The 14,174-nt window shown below is 66.7% G+C and carries 12 protein-coding genes; 4 read left to right on the forward strand and 8 right to left on the reverse strand.

All coding sequences use genetic code 11. The annotated features are described in order from the left end of the window. Nucleotides 1–12 precede the first annotated feature (12 nt). The 3 genes from AB5Y72_RS05345 to AB5Y72_RS05355 all read right to left on the reverse strand — a co-directional run bounded on the left by AB5Y72_RS05345 (nt 13) and on the right by AB5Y72_RS05355 (nt 3,317). The gene (locus AB5Y72_RS05345; RefSeq protein ID WP_042075760.1) at nt 13–1,008 is read right to left on the reverse strand and encodes a lipid A biosynthesis acyltransferase; all 996 of its coding nucleotides are present in this window, start codon (nt 1,006–1,008) and stop codon (nt 13–15) included. A gap of 141 nt (nt 1,009–1,149) precedes the next feature. Further along, a complete protein-coding gene (locus AB5Y72_RS05350; protein ID WP_216990195.1) occupies nt 1,150–2,139 on the reverse strand; it encodes a lipid A biosynthesis (KDO)2-(lauroyl)-lipid IVA acyltransferase in 990 nt (329 codons plus the stop codon). A 197-nt stretch (nt 2,140–2,336) separates the two neighbouring features. Beyond that, nucleotides 2,337–3,317, reverse strand: coding sequence for a TDT family transporter (locus AB5Y72_RS05355; protein ID WP_042075721.1), 981 nt, complete (start codon nt 3,315–3,317; stop codon nt 2,337–2,339). 104 nt (nt 3,318–3,421) lie between these two features. On the opposite strand from AB5Y72_RS05355, the gene AB5Y72_RS05360 reads away from it, so the two are divergent. After that, the gene (locus tag AB5Y72_RS05360) at nt 3,422–4,306 is read left to right on the forward strand and encodes a LysR substrate-binding domain-containing protein (RefSeq protein WP_209792143.1); all 885 of its coding nucleotides are present in this window, start codon (nt 3,422–3,424) and stop codon (nt 4,304–4,306) included. Nucleotides 4,307–4,379: 73 nt separating this feature from the next. On the opposite strand, the gene AB5Y72_RS05365 is transcribed toward AB5Y72_RS05360, so the two are convergent. The 3 genes from AB5Y72_RS05365 to AB5Y72_RS05375 all read right to left on the reverse strand — a co-directional run bounded on the left by AB5Y72_RS05365 (nt 4,380) and on the right by AB5Y72_RS05375 (nt 8,480). Next, on the reverse strand, nt 4,380–5,363 hold the full coding sequence (locus AB5Y72_RS05365; RefSeq protein ID WP_216990194.1) for a Gfo/Idh/MocA family protein: 984 nt from the start codon (nt 5,361–5,363) through the stop codon (nt 4,380–4,382). A gap of 46 nt (nt 5,364–5,409) precedes the next feature. After that, the gene (nfo, locus tag AB5Y72_RS05370) at nt 5,410–6,267 is read right to left on the reverse strand and encodes a deoxyribonuclease IV (protein WP_209792139.1); all 858 of its coding nucleotides are present in this window, start codon (nt 6,265–6,267) and stop codon (nt 5,410–5,412) included. 176 nt (nt 6,268–6,443) lie between these two features. After that, the gene (locus tag AB5Y72_RS05375) at nt 6,444–8,480 is read right to left on the reverse strand and encodes a glycoside hydrolase family 3 N-terminal domain-containing protein (RefSeq protein ID WP_325782324.1); all 2,037 of its coding nucleotides are present in this window, start codon (nt 8,478–8,480) and stop codon (nt 6,444–6,446) included. Between the two features lie 231 nt (nt 8,481–8,711). Here AB5Y72_RS05375 and AB5Y72_RS05380 point away from each other — a divergent pair, with 231 nt between their 5' ends. Then, nucleotides 8,712–9,722, forward strand: coding sequence for a helix-turn-helix domain-containing protein (locus tag AB5Y72_RS05380; RefSeq protein ID WP_325782323.1), 1,011 nt, complete (start codon nt 8,712–8,714; stop codon nt 9,720–9,722). On the opposite strand, the gene AB5Y72_RS05385 is transcribed toward AB5Y72_RS05380, so the two are convergent. Next, nucleotides 9,702–10,649 (reverse strand): LysR substrate-binding domain-containing protein, encoded by a 948-nt coding sequence (locus AB5Y72_RS05385; protein ID WP_368198661.1) that lies wholly within the window; start codon nt 10,647–10,649, stop codon nt 9,702–9,704. The two genes, AB5Y72_RS05380 and AB5Y72_RS05385, sit on opposite strands and share 21 nt — an antisense overlap. A 130-nt stretch (nt 10,650–10,779) precedes the next feature. Between AB5Y72_RS05385 and AB5Y72_RS05390 the strand changes: the two genes are divergently transcribed. Beyond that, a complete protein-coding gene (locus tag AB5Y72_RS05390; RefSeq protein ID WP_209792133.1) occupies nt 10,780–11,538 on the forward strand; it encodes an SDR family NAD(P)-dependent oxidoreductase in 759 nt (252 codons plus the stop codon). 95 nt (nt 11,539–11,633) lie between these two features. Here AB5Y72_RS05390 and AB5Y72_RS05395 read toward each other — a convergent pair whose 3' ends face one another. Further along, on the reverse strand, nt 11,634–13,067 hold the full coding sequence (locus AB5Y72_RS05395) for a glycoside hydrolase family 1 protein (RefSeq protein WP_368198662.1): 1,434 nt from the start codon (nt 13,065–13,067) through the stop codon (nt 11,634–11,636). Between the two features lie 145 nt (nt 13,068–13,212). Here AB5Y72_RS05395 and AB5Y72_RS05400 point away from each other — a divergent pair, with 145 nt between their 5' ends. Next, entirely contained in the window at nt 13,213–14,151 is a 939-nt protein-coding gene (locus AB5Y72_RS05400) for a LysR family transcriptional regulator (protein ID WP_368198663.1), read from the forward strand. The last annotated feature ends 23 nt before the right edge of the window (nt 14,152–14,174 follow it).

Raw genomic sequence — 14,174 nt, forward strand, 5'->3', positions numbered from 1 at the left:
GGGCCGTGTCGCTCAAGGTTCCGGGGGCAGACCCTGGCGGATGCGCCGGATCCCCTCCTCGTAGAGGCCCTCCTCTCCCTGGTTCTCTTCCTGGGTCTCGAAGATCTTGAGAAACCACATGTACTGCTCGGGGAAGCGGGCGAGCTGCTGCTCCACGGTGCGGTTCATGGCGTTGACATCCGCCAGCAGATCCGCGGTGGGATAAGGGTCGAACGGCGGCTCTATCTCCAGCCGGTAGCAGCCCTCGTCCTCGTCATAACAGGCCAGGATGGGCACCGCCCTGGCGCCGGTGAGTTTCACCAGCTTGGGCAGGGCCGGCAGGGTCGCCTTGGGATGCCCGAAGAAGGGCACGAACACGCTCGCCTCGCGGCCATGATCCTGATCCGGCAGGTAGAAGAAGCTGTCGCCAGCGCGCAGGGCCTTGATGGCGGGCTTGATGCCGACGCTGCGCTCATAGACCCGGCCTCCCTTGCTGCGCTCACGGTTGATGTACCAGTCGAACACCAGATCCTTGGGGCTCTTCATCATGGTGCACAGGGGCACCCCCTCGTTGGTGATGAAGCGGCCTATGGTGTCCACCGCCCAGGTGTGGGGCACCACGAAGATCATGGGGCGACCGGCGGCCCGCTCCGCGGCCACGTGCTCCCAGCCCCGCACCTTGATGCGCCCCTTGAGGAAGGCCTGGCTTCGCCAGGTCAGCTCCCCAAAGCCCATGAAGGTCTTGAGACCGACCCGGATGGATTTCAGCAGCAGGGCCTCACGGCCCGCCTCATCGAGCGCAGGGAAGCAGATCCTGAGGTTGGTATCGGCGATGTAGGCCTGCTTCCTGGAGAGCCGCAGCAGCGTGGGCGCCAGGACGTCGGCCAGTTTGTCCCGGGCTCTGGCCGGGATCCAGGCCAGCAGGGAGAGCAGGGCAATCGCCAGCCAGCTGCCCCACAGGCGGGGGTGCAGCAGGCGAAGATGAAAGGAGGTGTCAAACACCGGATCTTGTGCGGACATGGTCGCCATCGAATCATCAAAACAGACCGTCATTTTAGTGATCCTGACAGTTTTTTCTACCCTGCCCTGCGCCGGGGTCTGACGCCAAGTCACTGATCAGACTAGTTAGAAACTAAAAGTGGTCCGCTTGGGACCACCTTTGACCTGCACTCAGGGATGGGGCGACAACCCCCGGCGAATGCGCCGGATCCCCTCTTCGTAGAGGCCATCCGGACCCACCTGATCCTCACGGGTGTCGAAGATCTTGAGGAACCACATGTACTGGCCCGGGTGGCGGCGAAGCTGGCGTTCCACGCTGTCGTTCATGCGGCAGGTGTCCGCCAGCAGATCCTCCCCGGGATAGTCGGCGTAGGGGGCCTCGATCTCCAGCCGGTAGCCGTGCGCCTGCTCGTCATAGCAGGCCAGCACCGGCAGCGCCCTGGCACCGGTCAGCTTCACCAGCCGTGGCAGGGCCGGCAGGGTCGCCTTGGGGTGGCTGAAGAAGGGGGCAAACAGGCTCGCCTCGCGGCCGTGATCCTGATCCGGCAGGTAGAAGAAGCTCAGGCCGGATTTCACCGCCTTGATCACCGGCTTGATGCCGGCGCTGCGCTCATAGACGCGGCAGCCGTGCCGGGTCCGCGCCCGGTTGATGTGCCAGTCGAACACGGGGTTGCGGGCGCTCTTCATCATGGTGCACATGGGCAGGCCCCGCTGGGCGAAGTAGTAGCCCGCCGCGTCGATGGGCCAGCTGTGGGGCACCACCAGGATCACCGGCCGGCCGGCGGCCTGCTCGGCCTCGATATGTTCCCAGCCGCTGACCCGGATCCGCCCCATCACGTGGGCAGGGCTGCGCCAGGTGAACTCGCCAAACCCCAGCAGGCTCTTGAGGCCCACCCGGATGGAAGTCATCAGAATGGCGTCGCGCTCGGCCTCGCTCTTGCCCTTGAAGCAGATGGCGAGGTTGGTACGGGCGATGTAGACCTGTTTCTTCGAGATCCTGAGCACCAACGGCGCCAGGGCCTCGGCCAGCCGGTCGCGCCAGCGCGGCGGCACGAAGGCGAGCACGCCGATGGCGCCGAGGGCGAGCCAGCTCAACCAGTAGCGGGGATGGAGCAGGCGGGTCTGGAATCTGGCGTCAAAAACGGGGTCGTGAGAAGACATGGAAATAGGGCAAAGGGTGGCGGTGGGATAATGGCACGCATCCTGACAGGTATTACCAGTTAACGCCAACTGAATGTCGCCTGTATGAGCAACTATTTAAGCCGGATCACGGATTGACAAGGAGATCATTTGCCTCATCTGGCGACGCCCATGCAAACGGACCCCGCAGGGCGGGGTCCGTTGCTCGCTACACCCTCTCAGCGATGCAGGGGGGCTCCCAGCGCGCCGCCCTGGCCCAGGGGCAGGAAGTACATCAGGTAGCGCAGCGCCACGTACCCCACCACCAGGGTCGCCACCCCCAGCTCCAGATAGGCCAGCTGATGGAGCTGCTCGGCATAGCGGGCCGCTTGCGGCCACTGCGACAGCAGGTGACTCACCTTGAACAGGGCGGTGGCGCCGATCACCAGGGGGAAGGTGAAGGCGGCATAACCGGGCGAGAATGGCAGGCGCAGCAGCTTGATGAAGGCCAGGTAGATGATGCCTGTCATCAGCACGGCGATCCCAAGCAGCACGGCCACCAGCAGCAGCGACGGATCCGGGCTCACGGTCAGGTAACCGGCCAGCGACAGGCTGGCGGGAGCCGCCAGGATGGCGATGGTCGGCTTGGCGGCGTCCGGCACCTCGTGACTGAAGATGAGGCGATAGATCATCAGCGGCAGCATCAGGGCGTAGCAGCCCATGCCGAACCAGAGCAGGCCGTTGGCCAGGGTGGCGAAGGGGCCGCCCGGGTAGGCGACGTCGGCGACGATGATCCCCACCGGCGGCACGAACCAGCTCGGCACCATGTGGTGGATTTCAAACTCCCTGGCCCTGTGCCAGACGAAGGTGGCGAGAAACACCAGGTGGATGACCACCGCAAACAGCCAGAGTCCCTGTCCCAGGGTCGGGGCCAGCAGGCCGACCGCCTTGGAGACCACCATGGTGCCCATGGCGTAGGTGGGCACCACGCTGCCCACCACGGGGTGGGCGAGATCCTGCCACAGCAGGCGCGGGTGGAGCAGGAACTTGAAGGTGAGGACGAGCAGCAGCACGGCGGCGATGGCGGCCCCCAGCAGTTGCAGGCGGCCATCGAACCGACCGGCATTTTCCCAGGCCCAGCCGAGGCTGGCGATCCCGAGCGCCAGCCCGGCCATGGGGGTCGGGGCCTGGCCCAGGGAACGGCGGGTGCGTGCGATCATGGCGTATACCCTCTTGATTGGTGACGATGGGCATAGGATAAAGGGGGGCTATCGTTTACGATATCTAAATGATTTGAACCAAGCGTTTAGGAAAATCAAACGACATGAAGCTCACCCTGCAACAACTCAAGGTGTTCGCCACCATAGCCCGCCACGGCAACCTGGGGCTGGCGGCCGGCGAGCTCTGCCTCAGCAAGGGGGCCGTCTCCCAGGCGCTGCAGGAGCTGGAGCGCCAGCTCGGCACGCCGCTGTTCGACCGGGTGCACCCCAGGCTCCAGCTCAACAGCGAGGGGCGCCTGCTGCAACCGGCCGCCGATGAGATGCTGACCAGGATGCAGGAGATAGAACAGCTGTTCAGCCCGGATGCCGAGCCCAGCGGCCAGCTGCGCCTCGGTGCCAGCCAGACCATAGGCAACTACCTGCTGCCCGATCTGCTGGCGGGAGGAGCCAGGGATCAGGGCGCCGCCCCCAGGGTCACCATCGCCAACACCCATCTGCTGTGCCACGCCCTGGCCCACTTCGAGCTGGATCTGGCCCTCATCGAGGGGGAGAACCACCACCCTGAGCTGGTGAGCGAGCCCTGGCTGGAAGACGAGATGCTGATCATCGCCCCGCCCCACCACCCCCTGGCGGGCCAGCCGGAGCTGCCCCTTCGCCGGCTCGCCGGCGAGATCTGGGTGCTGCGCGAACCCCAGTCAGGGAGCCGCGAGCAGTTCGAGCAGCAGATCCAGCCCCAGCTGCCGCACTGGCGTGCGGGGATCGAGCTCAACACCCTGGAGGCGGTGATGCTGGCGGTGGAGAAGGGGCTCGGCATCTCCTTCATCTCCCGCCTCGCCGTCGCCGATCGGCTGGCACAGGGGCGCCTGGTGGCCCTCACCCCGAGCCGCCGCTTCCCCCGCCGGCTCTCCCTCGCCTGGCACAAACAGAAGTTCCACTCCGCGGCACTGCGCCGTTTCCTGACCTTCTGCCGCGCCCAGACCCTGCCCTGAGCCCGGGCCGAGAAGGCAAGAGAGGGCGCCTGGGCGCCCTCTCTTTCGTTGGGATGACGGCCGCTTAACGGCCTCAGCCTGCCCCCTTGAGCCCCCCTTCGACCCAGCCCAGCACGCGGCGCGTCAGGGCGTGGGGCAGCCAGGGGGAGTCCAGCAGGCGGTGGCGCAGGCAGTCGGCGAAGTGATCCGCCTCGTGCTGCATGCCGCCCCCCTCCACCGGCAGGTAGATGTCCGCCGGCCAGGCGACCGGCGCCCCGCCCCCCTGCCAGCGAATATGCTGGGGGTTCCACCACTTGCCCTCGATGACGAGGGACCAGTCCTCCCCCTCCAGCCAGGCATCCCGGTCGAGATCCTCGGTGATGGAGGCGCCGAGCTCGGCCGAGAAGGGGTAGTGGAAGGTGAAGCTGGCGGCCAGATCCACCTCCCCGCTGGCCCGCGCCAGGGTCACCTCGGGCACGCCGCAGGCCAGCCCAAGCCGATCGCAGAGGGCGGCATAGAGCCAGAGCGGATAGACCCCCACGTCCCAGGCGGCGCCACCATCCAGGGCGGGATCGAACAGCTTGCCGACCGGGGGCTGGGCCGAGCCGAACGCCGCCCTCAGACTGCGGGGCGCCGGCAGCAGCGGCAGGCGTTGCAGCAGGGCGCGCATGGCGGGGAAGCACATCACCTTCATGGCCTCGAGCAGCAGCAAGCCGCGCTCATGGGCGAGCGCCACCAGGGCGTCCCAATCCGCCACCCGGGTCACCGCCGGTTTTTCCACCAGCACGTGCTTGCCCGCCAGCAGCATCTGCCTGATCAGGGCGGCGTGCTCCGGGTGGATCACCGCCACATAGACGGCCTCCACCTCGGGGCTCTCGGCCAGGGCCTGATAGCTGCCATAGGCCAGTGGCAGCCCCAGCTCGCGGGCGAACGCGTCGGCCCGCCCCTGATCCCGGGCGGCGATCGCCACCACCCGCCCGCCCCTGGCATGCTGGTTGACATCGCGGCAGAAACGCCGGGCGATGGCGCCCGCCCCGGCAATCCCCCAGCGCAGGGGCCCCTTTCCCTCTTCTTGCATCTCGTCTCCTCACTGCCCTGTGGCAACGCGCATCCTGCCCCGAACCTCAGGCTGCTGCCGGACTGGTCTGCAGGCTGCGCAACCAGCGGATCTCTTCACCCCAGATCGACTCGTCTATGGTCTCGAGGATCAGCGGGATGCCGTCGAAACGCGCGTCATTCATGATGTGGTGGAACACCGCCTCCCCCAGGTTCCCCTCCCGCAGGCTGTGGTGGCGATCGACCCGACTACCGAAGGTACACTTGGCGCCGTTGATATGCATCCCTTTCAGGTACTCAAAGCCCACGATGCGCTCAAACTCGGCGAACACGGCGGCGCAGGACTCCGGGGTGCGCAGATCGTAGCCGGCGGCGAAGGCGTGGCAGGTATCGAAGCAGACGCCGACCCGGCTCTTGTCCTCCACCCCCTCGATCAGGGTGGCCAGGTGCTCGAACGACCAGCCGAGGTTGGTGCCCTGGCCTGCGGTATTCTCGATCACCGCCGTCACCCCCTGGCTGCGCTCCAGCGCCCAGTTGATGGACTCGCTCACCAGTTTCAGGCTGGCGGCCTCCGGGATCTGCTTCAAATGGCTGCCGGGGTGGAAGTTGAGGTAGCAGAGCCCGAGCTGCTCGCAGCGCTTCATCTCGTCCAGGAAGGCATCCCGGGACTTGGCGAGGCCGTCGGGATCCGGGTGACCCAGGTTGATGAGGTAGCTGTCGTGGGGCAGGATCTGCTCCGGGCGAAAGCCTGCCTTGTCGCAGGCCGCCTTGAAGGCGCGGATGCTGGCATCCGACAGGGGCGCCGCCTGCCACTGGCGCTGGTTCTTGGTGAACAGGGCGAAGGCGTTGGCCCCGATGGCCTCTGCGCGGGCTATGGTGTTCTCCACCCCGCCGGCCGCACTGACGTGGGCTCCGATAAATTTCATCTCATCTCCTCTGCGCGTTGCCATGGGCCTCCCCGGGCGCTTCTGGCACGGGACAAGGCACATGGTGATGGGGCGCCATTATGCCCAAGCCGCCCCACTGCGCCAAACCGGGATTGTCGATGGGGGCCATGGAAAAGGCGCCCGCAGGCGCCTTGGTGATGGTCGGTGAACTCTGCTCAGTAATCCAGACCGGCCCCATAGGGATAGAGGGGGCTCAGGGAATCCTTCGCCACGTCGGACGACTGATTCAGCACCGCCTGCCAACTGGAGGGCAACTCGAAGGGCAGCTTGCCGCGGGCCTTCTGCTTGCCGCTGATGACGTCGAACAGGGACTGATCCAGAGCACCGAAGTTGGCCAGCAGCACCCGGGCCGCCGGCGCCACCTCGGTCAGGATGGCGGGCCTGTCCAGATAGACGGAGAGCACCAGGGGCACACCGGCCTGCTCGATGGCCTGGATGGCGGCAAAGTCGTCGGCCCCGTGGTAGATCCCCTCGTGGGCCGTCTCCTGCACCACCTGGTCATTGCTGGCAAAGCCGAGCTGGCCAAAGTGGATGCTGCCAAACGGGAAGCGGGGATCCTGCTCGCCCGGGGCGTTGACCCGCACGATGGCGAGCTCCGCCTGGGCCAGGTCCGTCACCACGGTATAACCGTTGGCCGCGGCCACCTCGGCATTGACGTTGTGCAGGTAGACCCGCTTGCCGTCCGCCTTGAGTGGCAGCAGGGCCCCCTCGTTTTTCAGCAGCACGTGGGACGCCGCCTGGGCGGCCTGGGCCTCTTGCTGGAACTCGGCCTTGCCCACCAGGGCCACCGCGGCCTGGGTATCCACATAAGGGTTCTCGAACAGCCCCAGGGCGAACTTCTGCTCCAGGATCCGTTCGGCCGAGGTGGTGAGCGCCGCCTCGGTCACCAGACCGCTCTGCACCGCCGCCAGCAGGGGGGCGGGATCCTCCACCCCGCCAAACTGATCCACCCCGGCGGCAATGGCCTTGGCGTAACGCTCAGCCTTGGTGAGCTTCTCCACGCCCCAGGACATGCCAAAGGGCACTGTCCAGGGGCTGACGCCCGCCGTCACCTCATCCTGGGTCAGCCCCTGCTCGCAGCGGCTGTCGCAGTCGTTGACTATGCCCCAGTCGCTCAGCACCACGCCGTCGAACTTGAAGTGGCCCCGCAGCAAGTCGGTGAGGATCTGGCGGTTGAAGCCAAAACCCACCTCCTCGATGGCCTGGCCCTCATGGGTCAGCCCCTCGGGCAGGGCGTAATAGGGCATCACGGCCCCGACTTTGGCCTCGAAGGCCCCCTCGAACGGCACCAGGTGATAGGCAAACTGGCCACCGGGGTAGACCTGCTCCTTGCCCCAGGGGTTGTGGGCGTCCAGCCCGTCCTTCTGGGGACCGGCCCCGGCGAAGTGCTTGACCACGGTGACCACGCTCTCCTTGCCAATGCCGTCACTCCCCTGCTGGAAGCCCTGGATATAGGCCTTGACCAGGGACTTGGCGAGCTGGTTGTCTTCGCCGAAGGTGCCGTTGATGCGCCCCCAGCGCGGCTCGGTCGCGAGATCCGCCTGGGGCGAGAGCGCCTCGTGAATGCCGACGGCGCGGTACTCCTGGCGGGCGATGTCGCCGAAGCGCTGCACCAGGGCGGCATCGCCGATGGCGGCCAGCCCCAGGGTCTCCGGCCACTGGGAGAAGGCCCCGGCGCCGACGCTGGTGGCGTTGGGATCATGGGTGAAGTGGTTGCGCGGATCCGTGCTCACCGTCATGGGGATACCGAGCCCCACCCCCTCCAGCAGGGCCTGCAGCCGGTTGTTGTCTTCGGCGATGGCCGCCGGATCCCCCGCCATCCGGGTGATGAAGGTATTCACCCCATCGGTACGCAGCATCTTGTCCATGGCGGCGAGGTCGACCCGGCCGTCGGCATCCAGCACCAGGGTGCCGTGCATCATCAGGCCCGCCTTCTGGGCCAGGGTGAGCCGACCCGTCAGGTCCCGCGCCCGCTCGGCGGCGCCGAGGCGCCAGTCCTCGTAGGGGGTGAGGGTGCCATTGCCGTCCAGATCCTTGAACTGCAGGCCGTCCTGCTCGATCAGGGCGACGGTGCGATGGCCCAGGACGGGCTGTTCCGGTTTGGGGGTGGAGTCGTTGTCGTTGCACCCTGCCAGCAGCAGGGCCCCTATGGCGAGGGCGACACGGGTTCGGGAGAGCGAGTGGTGTTTCATTATTGTTATCTTCCTTGTGTGTGTAGGAGTGACCACTCTATGCAAATGCGGCCCCCCTCACTTGCCCGTCGGGTGCAGGAAGTTGCCGGTTGGGAGCAGGGGTGAAAAGTGTGAAAAGGGTTGCAGGGTTACCCTTGGTTACAAATCCGAAACATAAAAGCGGCGCTGGCTCACGGCAATCCAGCGCCGCTGACGGATGATGGAAGGCCACCGCCGACAAGGATTTTTGCCGTGAAAACCGTCTCCAACCGGATTGCCCTGCACTGCCTCACCCACTGGCAGAGACAGGGACGAGATCCGGCCCAGCTCCTGCAAGGTGCCGGGATTGCCAGAGAAGAGCTGCTGCTCCCCCAGGGGCGGATCGACGCCCAGCGCCACTTCCGGCTGCTGACCCGGGCCGCCCCCCATATGAACAGCGACCACTGGGGGGCGCCCCCCACGCTCACCGGCCTGTTCGCCGACTTTCTGCCGCTCGCGAGCCTGTGCTGCAACGCCGCCACCCTGCGCCAGGCGCTGCACTTCTTCCTCTCCTTTCGCCCTCTCATCGGCGAGAGCGACCGGATAGTGCTGCGGGAGGAAGATGGTCAGGCGAGGCTGAGTTACCACTCGGAATCCGATCACCCGGACGTCATCGCCATGAGCAGCCTGGCGAATCTGGGCAATCTCTATGCCCTGCTCCAGTTCTATCACCCGGGGCAGGGCCAGCTGGTGCTGCCCACCCTCGTCAGACCTGCGCTCTGGCGCGACCTGGCAACCTGGCTGGGCGCCCGCCTACTGCGGGGCCAGGGGTTCGAGCTGCGCTTCCCCTCGGCCCTGCTCGATCTCGCCCACGGGGGCTGCAACCTCCCCCTGCAGCCCCTGCTGCTGGGGGAGATAAACCGGCAGATGGCCCTGCTGCGCCCGCGCACCCGCTATCGGGATCGCGTGCTCGATCTCATCCGTCAAACGCTCTGGCAGGAAGGCCTGGAGGAGCGAGCGCCTCTCGCTGTGGTCTGCGACAGCCTCGGGCTGACCCGCTGGACCCTCAACCGCCACCTGCGGGAGGAGGGCTGCCACTTCTCCGGGCTGCTGGATCAGGTGCGGCGGGAGGAGGCGTGCCGCCTGCTGCAGGATCCCGCCCTGCCGCTGCAGGCGGTGGGAGACAGGCTCGGCTTTGCCAGCCAGAGCAGTTTCACCCGCTTCTTTCGCGCGGCCTTCGCCCTCTCCCCCCGGGAGTTTCGCTCAAGGCGCGGCCGCCTCTGACTCCCCGGCCAGGGAGCGGGCGAGCAGCTCGCCCAGCCAGTGGATGAAGAGCTGGACCCTGGGCGCCAGCTGGCGGCGGTGGGCATAGAGGGCGTCGATGGGGAGCGGCGGCGCCTGCCAGGCGGGCAGTATGCTCACCAGCTCGCCGCGCGCGAGCAGCCCCTCCACCCCCACCCTCGGCATCTGGATGATGCCGAGCCCCGCCAGCGCCGCCGCCAGATAGGTCTCGCTGTCGTTGACCGTCAGGGCTCCCGCCATGGGCAGCAGGGCCCGGCTGCCGTCCTCCCGCAGGTATTCGAAGCCGGGCTCGGGGCGCCCCTGCCCACCGCCGCTCCCCGTGCCAACCCCGGGGCCATAGTGCACCAGCCGGTGATGGGCCAGATCGGCGAGGTGCTGCGGTACCCCGTGGCGGGCCAGGTAGGCGGCGCTGGCGCAGTTGATCTGGCGGTAGTGGCCAAGGGGCCTTGCCACCAGGCTGGAGGGTTCCAGGCTGCCGACCCGCACCACGCAGTCAAACCCCTCGCGCACCAGGTCCACCCGCCTGTCCGTGCTGCTCAGCATCAGCTGCAAGGCGGGATGCCTGGCCAGAAAGTCCGGCAGCGCGGGGATCACCAGGTGGCGCGCCATCCGGCTCGGCATGTCGACCCGCAACTGGCCCGAGATCTGGCCCTCCTGGCGAAACAAGCCGTCAAACTCCTCCATGTCCGCCAGCAGCTCCCGGCAGCGGGCATAGCAGATCTGGCCGTCCGTGGTGAGTTGCACCCGCCTCGTGGTGCGCTGCAACAGCCGGGTGCCCATGCGCTCCTCCAGCCGGCGGATGGCGGCGGAGAGGGTCGCCTTGGGGATGCCGGACAGCTCGGCGCAGCGGCTGAAGCTCTCCAGTTCGGCGACCCGCACGAAGGCCCTCATCGTATCCAGGTGATCCATGGCCTGATTGTCTCTCTAAACGGAACAGTGATTTCATTATCACGCTATTTATCGAGTTTGAAACGAACAATACAGTGATCCGGTCGGCTCGCACCGAGCCCTCGTCATTCACCCGGACAGGAGTCACACCATGACCAGACCCATCGCCCTCATCACGGGAGCCAGCCGCGGCCTCGGCAAGCACGGCGCCCTGGCCCTCGCGGCCAAAGGCGTCGATCTCATCCTCACCTACCGCAGCCAGGCCGGGGAGGCCGCCGCCGTGGTGGCCAGGGCCCGCGCCCTCGGGGTGCAGGCCCATGCCCTGGCGCTGGACGTGGGGGAGAGCGCCACCTTCGCCGCCTTCGCAGACGAGGTGAAGCAGCTGCTCGCCCGGGAGTGGCAGCGCACCCATTTCAACTACCTGGTCAACAACGCCGGCATCGGCATCCGCGCCAGCTTCGAGCAGACCACGGAAGAGCAGTTCGACACTTTGCTCAACATCCACCTGAAGGGCACCTTCTTCCTGACCCAGGCGCTGCTGCCGCTGATCGCGGATGGCGGCCGCATCCTCAACCTCTCCACCGGCCTCACCCGCTTCGCCATGCCGGGCTATGCCGCCTACGCCGCCATGAAGGGGGGTGTGGAGGTGCTGACCCACTACCTGGCCAAGGAGCTGGGCCCCCGCGGCATCGCCGTCAACGTGCTGGCCCCCGGCGCCATCGAGACCGACTTTGGCGGTGGCGTGGTGCGCGACGACAAGGGGGTCAACGCCTTCCTCGCGAGCCAGACGGCCCTCGGCCGGGTGGGCCAGCCCGACGACATCGGCGGCGTCATGGCCGCCCTGCTCTCCGATGACAGCCGCTGGATCACCGCCCAGCGCATCGAGGCCTCAGGGGGGATGTTTATCTAGGCGGTCATGGTTGCCAGCTGCACAAACAAGGAAGGCCCCCTCCGATGAGGGGGCCTTCCGGCATTGGGCAGACGAGGTGCGGCGCACCGGGCCCGTTACAAGGTCTTGCCACCGCTTGCAATGACCTGGCTGTACCAGTGGAAGCTCTCCTTCTTGATGCGGCGCAGGGAGCCTCCCTGCTCGTCGCGCTCCACATAGACGAAGCCGTAGCGTTTCTGGTAGCCGTTGAGCCAGCTCAGGATATCGGTGAAGGACCAGGCGCAGTAGCCAAGCAGCTCGACCCCGTCCTGCATCGCCTCCTGGCACGCCTTGATATGGCTGCGCAGGTAATCGATGCGGTAGTCGTCCTTCACCTTGTCTCCCGCCTCCAGCTTGTCGAACTCGCCGAGGCCGTTCTCGGTGATCATCAGCGGCAGGCCGTAGCGAGACGAGAGGCGACGCAGGGCGATGCGCATCCCGGTGGGATCGATGGCCCAGTCCCAGTTGCTGGTCTCGAGGTGCGGATTGGGGGCCGTCTTGTAGAGGCCGGGCACGCCGCTGGAGGGCGTAGTGCCCTTCTTGCCCGTGGTGTTGATGCGCTGCATGGTCTGACCGCCGAGGGGATTGTCGGTGAAGGTCAGGGTGTAGTAGTAGTTGACGCCTATGTAGTCCGGCGTCCCCTCCTTCAGCAGGGCCAGATCCCCCGGCAGGATCTCGGGGGCCTCGCCGGTTTCCCTCAGGTAGGCGAGCGCCGCCTGGGGGTAGCGGCCGAAGCAGTAGGCGTCCAGCCACCAGAGGTTGGTGAACTCCTCGGCGTTCTCGAACGCCAGCATGTCTTTGGGATCGCACGACGCCGGATAGGCGGGCGAGTAGGCGAAGCTCGGGCCGATCAGCCCCCCCGGCACATGCTCGCGGAACGCCTTGATGACCCGGGCGTTGGCGAGAAACGCGATGTGGTTGGCGGCAAAGAAGCGCTTCCTGTCCTGCACCGCGGGCGGGTGGGTGCCGAGCTGGTAGGCGTTGGTCAGGTTGTAGTTCTGCTCGTTGAGCGACACCCAGTACTTCACCTTGGCGCCGAAGCGCTGGTAGAGGGTCACGCAGTAGCGCTCGAAGTCGTCGATGATGCGCCTGTCTTCCCAGCCGCCGTACTCGTCCTGCAGCGCCTGGGGCAGGTCCCAGTGATAGAGGGTCAGCACCGGCTCGATGCCGTGGGCCAGCAGGGTATCGATGAGTTTCTCGTAGAAGGCCAGCCCCGCCTCGTTCACCTCGCCGCGACCGGTCGGATAGATGCGCGGCCAGCTCACCGAGAAGCGATAGGCCTTGAGCCCCATCTCCGCCATCAGCGCCACGTCCTCCTCCATACGGTGGTAGTGATCCACCGCCACGTCGCCGTTGCTGCCCTCAAAGGTCTTGCCCGGCAGCTTGGTGAACAGATCCCACACCGAGGGGCCCTTGCCATCGGCATTCCAGGCCCCTTCCACCTGGTAGGCGGCGGAGGCGGCGCCCCACAGAAAATCGGTGGGGAAGTCGTTGAACTTGTGATGATGCATCTGGTGTTGCTCCTTCTGCGCGAATGGCCCTGCCCCCCTGCGGGGAGCCCGAAATCAATTGGCATCAGCATCCAACACTTCTAAAATTCCGTCCAATGACAAATATGACCACTCAAGATTCCCAATAGGAATGAAAGGGGAAACCATGGAGCTAAGGGATCTGAAAGCCTTCGTCACCCTGGGGGAGGTATTGCACTTCGGTCAGGCGGCGGCGCGCCAGCACATCACCCAGTCGGCCCTGAGCAAGCAGATCCGGCGCCTGGAGGCGGAATTTGGCGGCGATCTGTTCGAGCGCAGCGCAAGCCACACCCGGCTCACCGCCCTGGGCCGCGCCCTCTACGGAGACGCCTGTGCCCTGGTGGCCCAGAGCGAGCAGCTCGCCCGCAGCGCCCGCGACGTGCTGGCGGGCAACGGCGGCACCCTGCGCATCGGCTTCGGGGTCGCCACCAAGCTGTTGGTGCCCGCCGCCATCGCCCGGTTTCGGGCCAGCCGCCCCGGGGTCGGCATCGAGCTCAACGATCTCTCCACCCACCACCAGTTGCTGGCGCTGGCCGAGGGGCGGCTGGATCTCGGCTTCTGCCGCCTGCCCGCCCCCAAAGGCTGGCACTGCCTGCCTGTGGTGCGCGCCCATTTCGTCGCCGTGCTGCCTGCGAGTTACGCCGGGGTCAGCGGCCTCAAAGATCTGGTGGACAGGCCGCTCGCCATCCTGCGCCGGGACAAGGCCCCCTCCTTTTACGATCAGTTCGTCCACTACCTGGCCCAGAGCGGGCTGAGGTTTCAGGAGATCCAGTACGTAAACGACTTTGCCGCCGGCATCGCCACCGCGGCGGCAGGCATCGCCTGGACCCTGGTCCCCTCCTCCACCACCATAGAGCACCCCGACGTGCTGACCCTGCCCCTGGAGGAGCCCGAGGCGAGCTGGATCATCGGGCTCATTCGCCCGCCAGGCAACGACAACCCCCTCATCACCCCCTTCTGGCAGACGGTGGCGGCGCTGGCGGATCCCGCCCTCGGCGATCCGCCCGGGCAGCAGATCAGGGTGTCACCCGACGACCCTACCCCCGACGAGAAGGGTATCACCTGAGAACCACATTAAGGGTAGCTTTG

This window comes from Aeromonas sp. R7-4, assembly GCF_040908055.1.
Classification (GTDB): Bacteria; Pseudomonadota; Gammaproteobacteria; order Enterobacterales; family Aeromonadaceae; genus Aeromonas; species Aeromonas sanarellii.

Coding starts and splice junctions, on each gene's coding strand:
- AB5Y72_RS05345 (WP_042075760.1), bottom strand. CDS start 1,008: ATGGCGACCATGTCCGCACAAGATCCGGTGTTTGACACCTCCTTTCAT.
- AB5Y72_RS05350 (WP_216990195.1), bottom strand. CDS start 2,139: ATGTCTTCTCACGACCCCGTTTTTGACGCCAGATTCCAGACCCGCCTG.
- AB5Y72_RS05355 (WP_042075721.1), bottom strand. CDS start 3,317: ATGATCGCACGCACCCGCCGTTCCCTGGGCCAGGCCCCGACCCCCATG.
- AB5Y72_RS05360 (WP_209792143.1), top strand. CDS start 3,422: ATGAAGCTCACCCTGCAACAACTCAAGGTGTTCGCCACCATAGCCCGC.
- AB5Y72_RS05365 (WP_216990194.1), bottom strand. CDS start 5,363: ATGCAAGAAGAGGGAAAGGGGCCCCTGCGCTGGGGGATTGCCGGGGCG.
- nfo (WP_209792139.1), bottom strand. CDS start 6,267: ATGAAATTTATCGGAGCCCACGTCAGTGCGGCCGGCGGGGTGGAGAAC.
- AB5Y72_RS05375 (WP_325782324.1), bottom strand. CDS start 8,480: ATGAAACACCACTCGCTCTCCCGAACCCGTGTCGCCCTCGCCATAGGG.
- AB5Y72_RS05385 (WP_368198661.1), bottom strand. CDS start 10,649: ATGGATCACCTGGATACGATGAGGGCCTTCGTGCGGGTCGCCGAACTG.
- AB5Y72_RS05390 (WP_209792133.1), top strand. CDS start 10,780: ATGACCAGACCCATCGCCCTCATCACGGGAGCCAGCCGCGGCCTCGGC.
- AB5Y72_RS05395 (WP_368198662.1), bottom strand. CDS start 13,067: ATGCATCATCACAAGTTCAACGACTTCCCCACCGATTTTCTGTGGGGC.
- AB5Y72_RS05400 (WP_368198663.1), top strand. CDS start 13,213: ATGGAGCTAAGGGATCTGAAAGCCTTCGTCACCCTGGGGGAGGTATTG.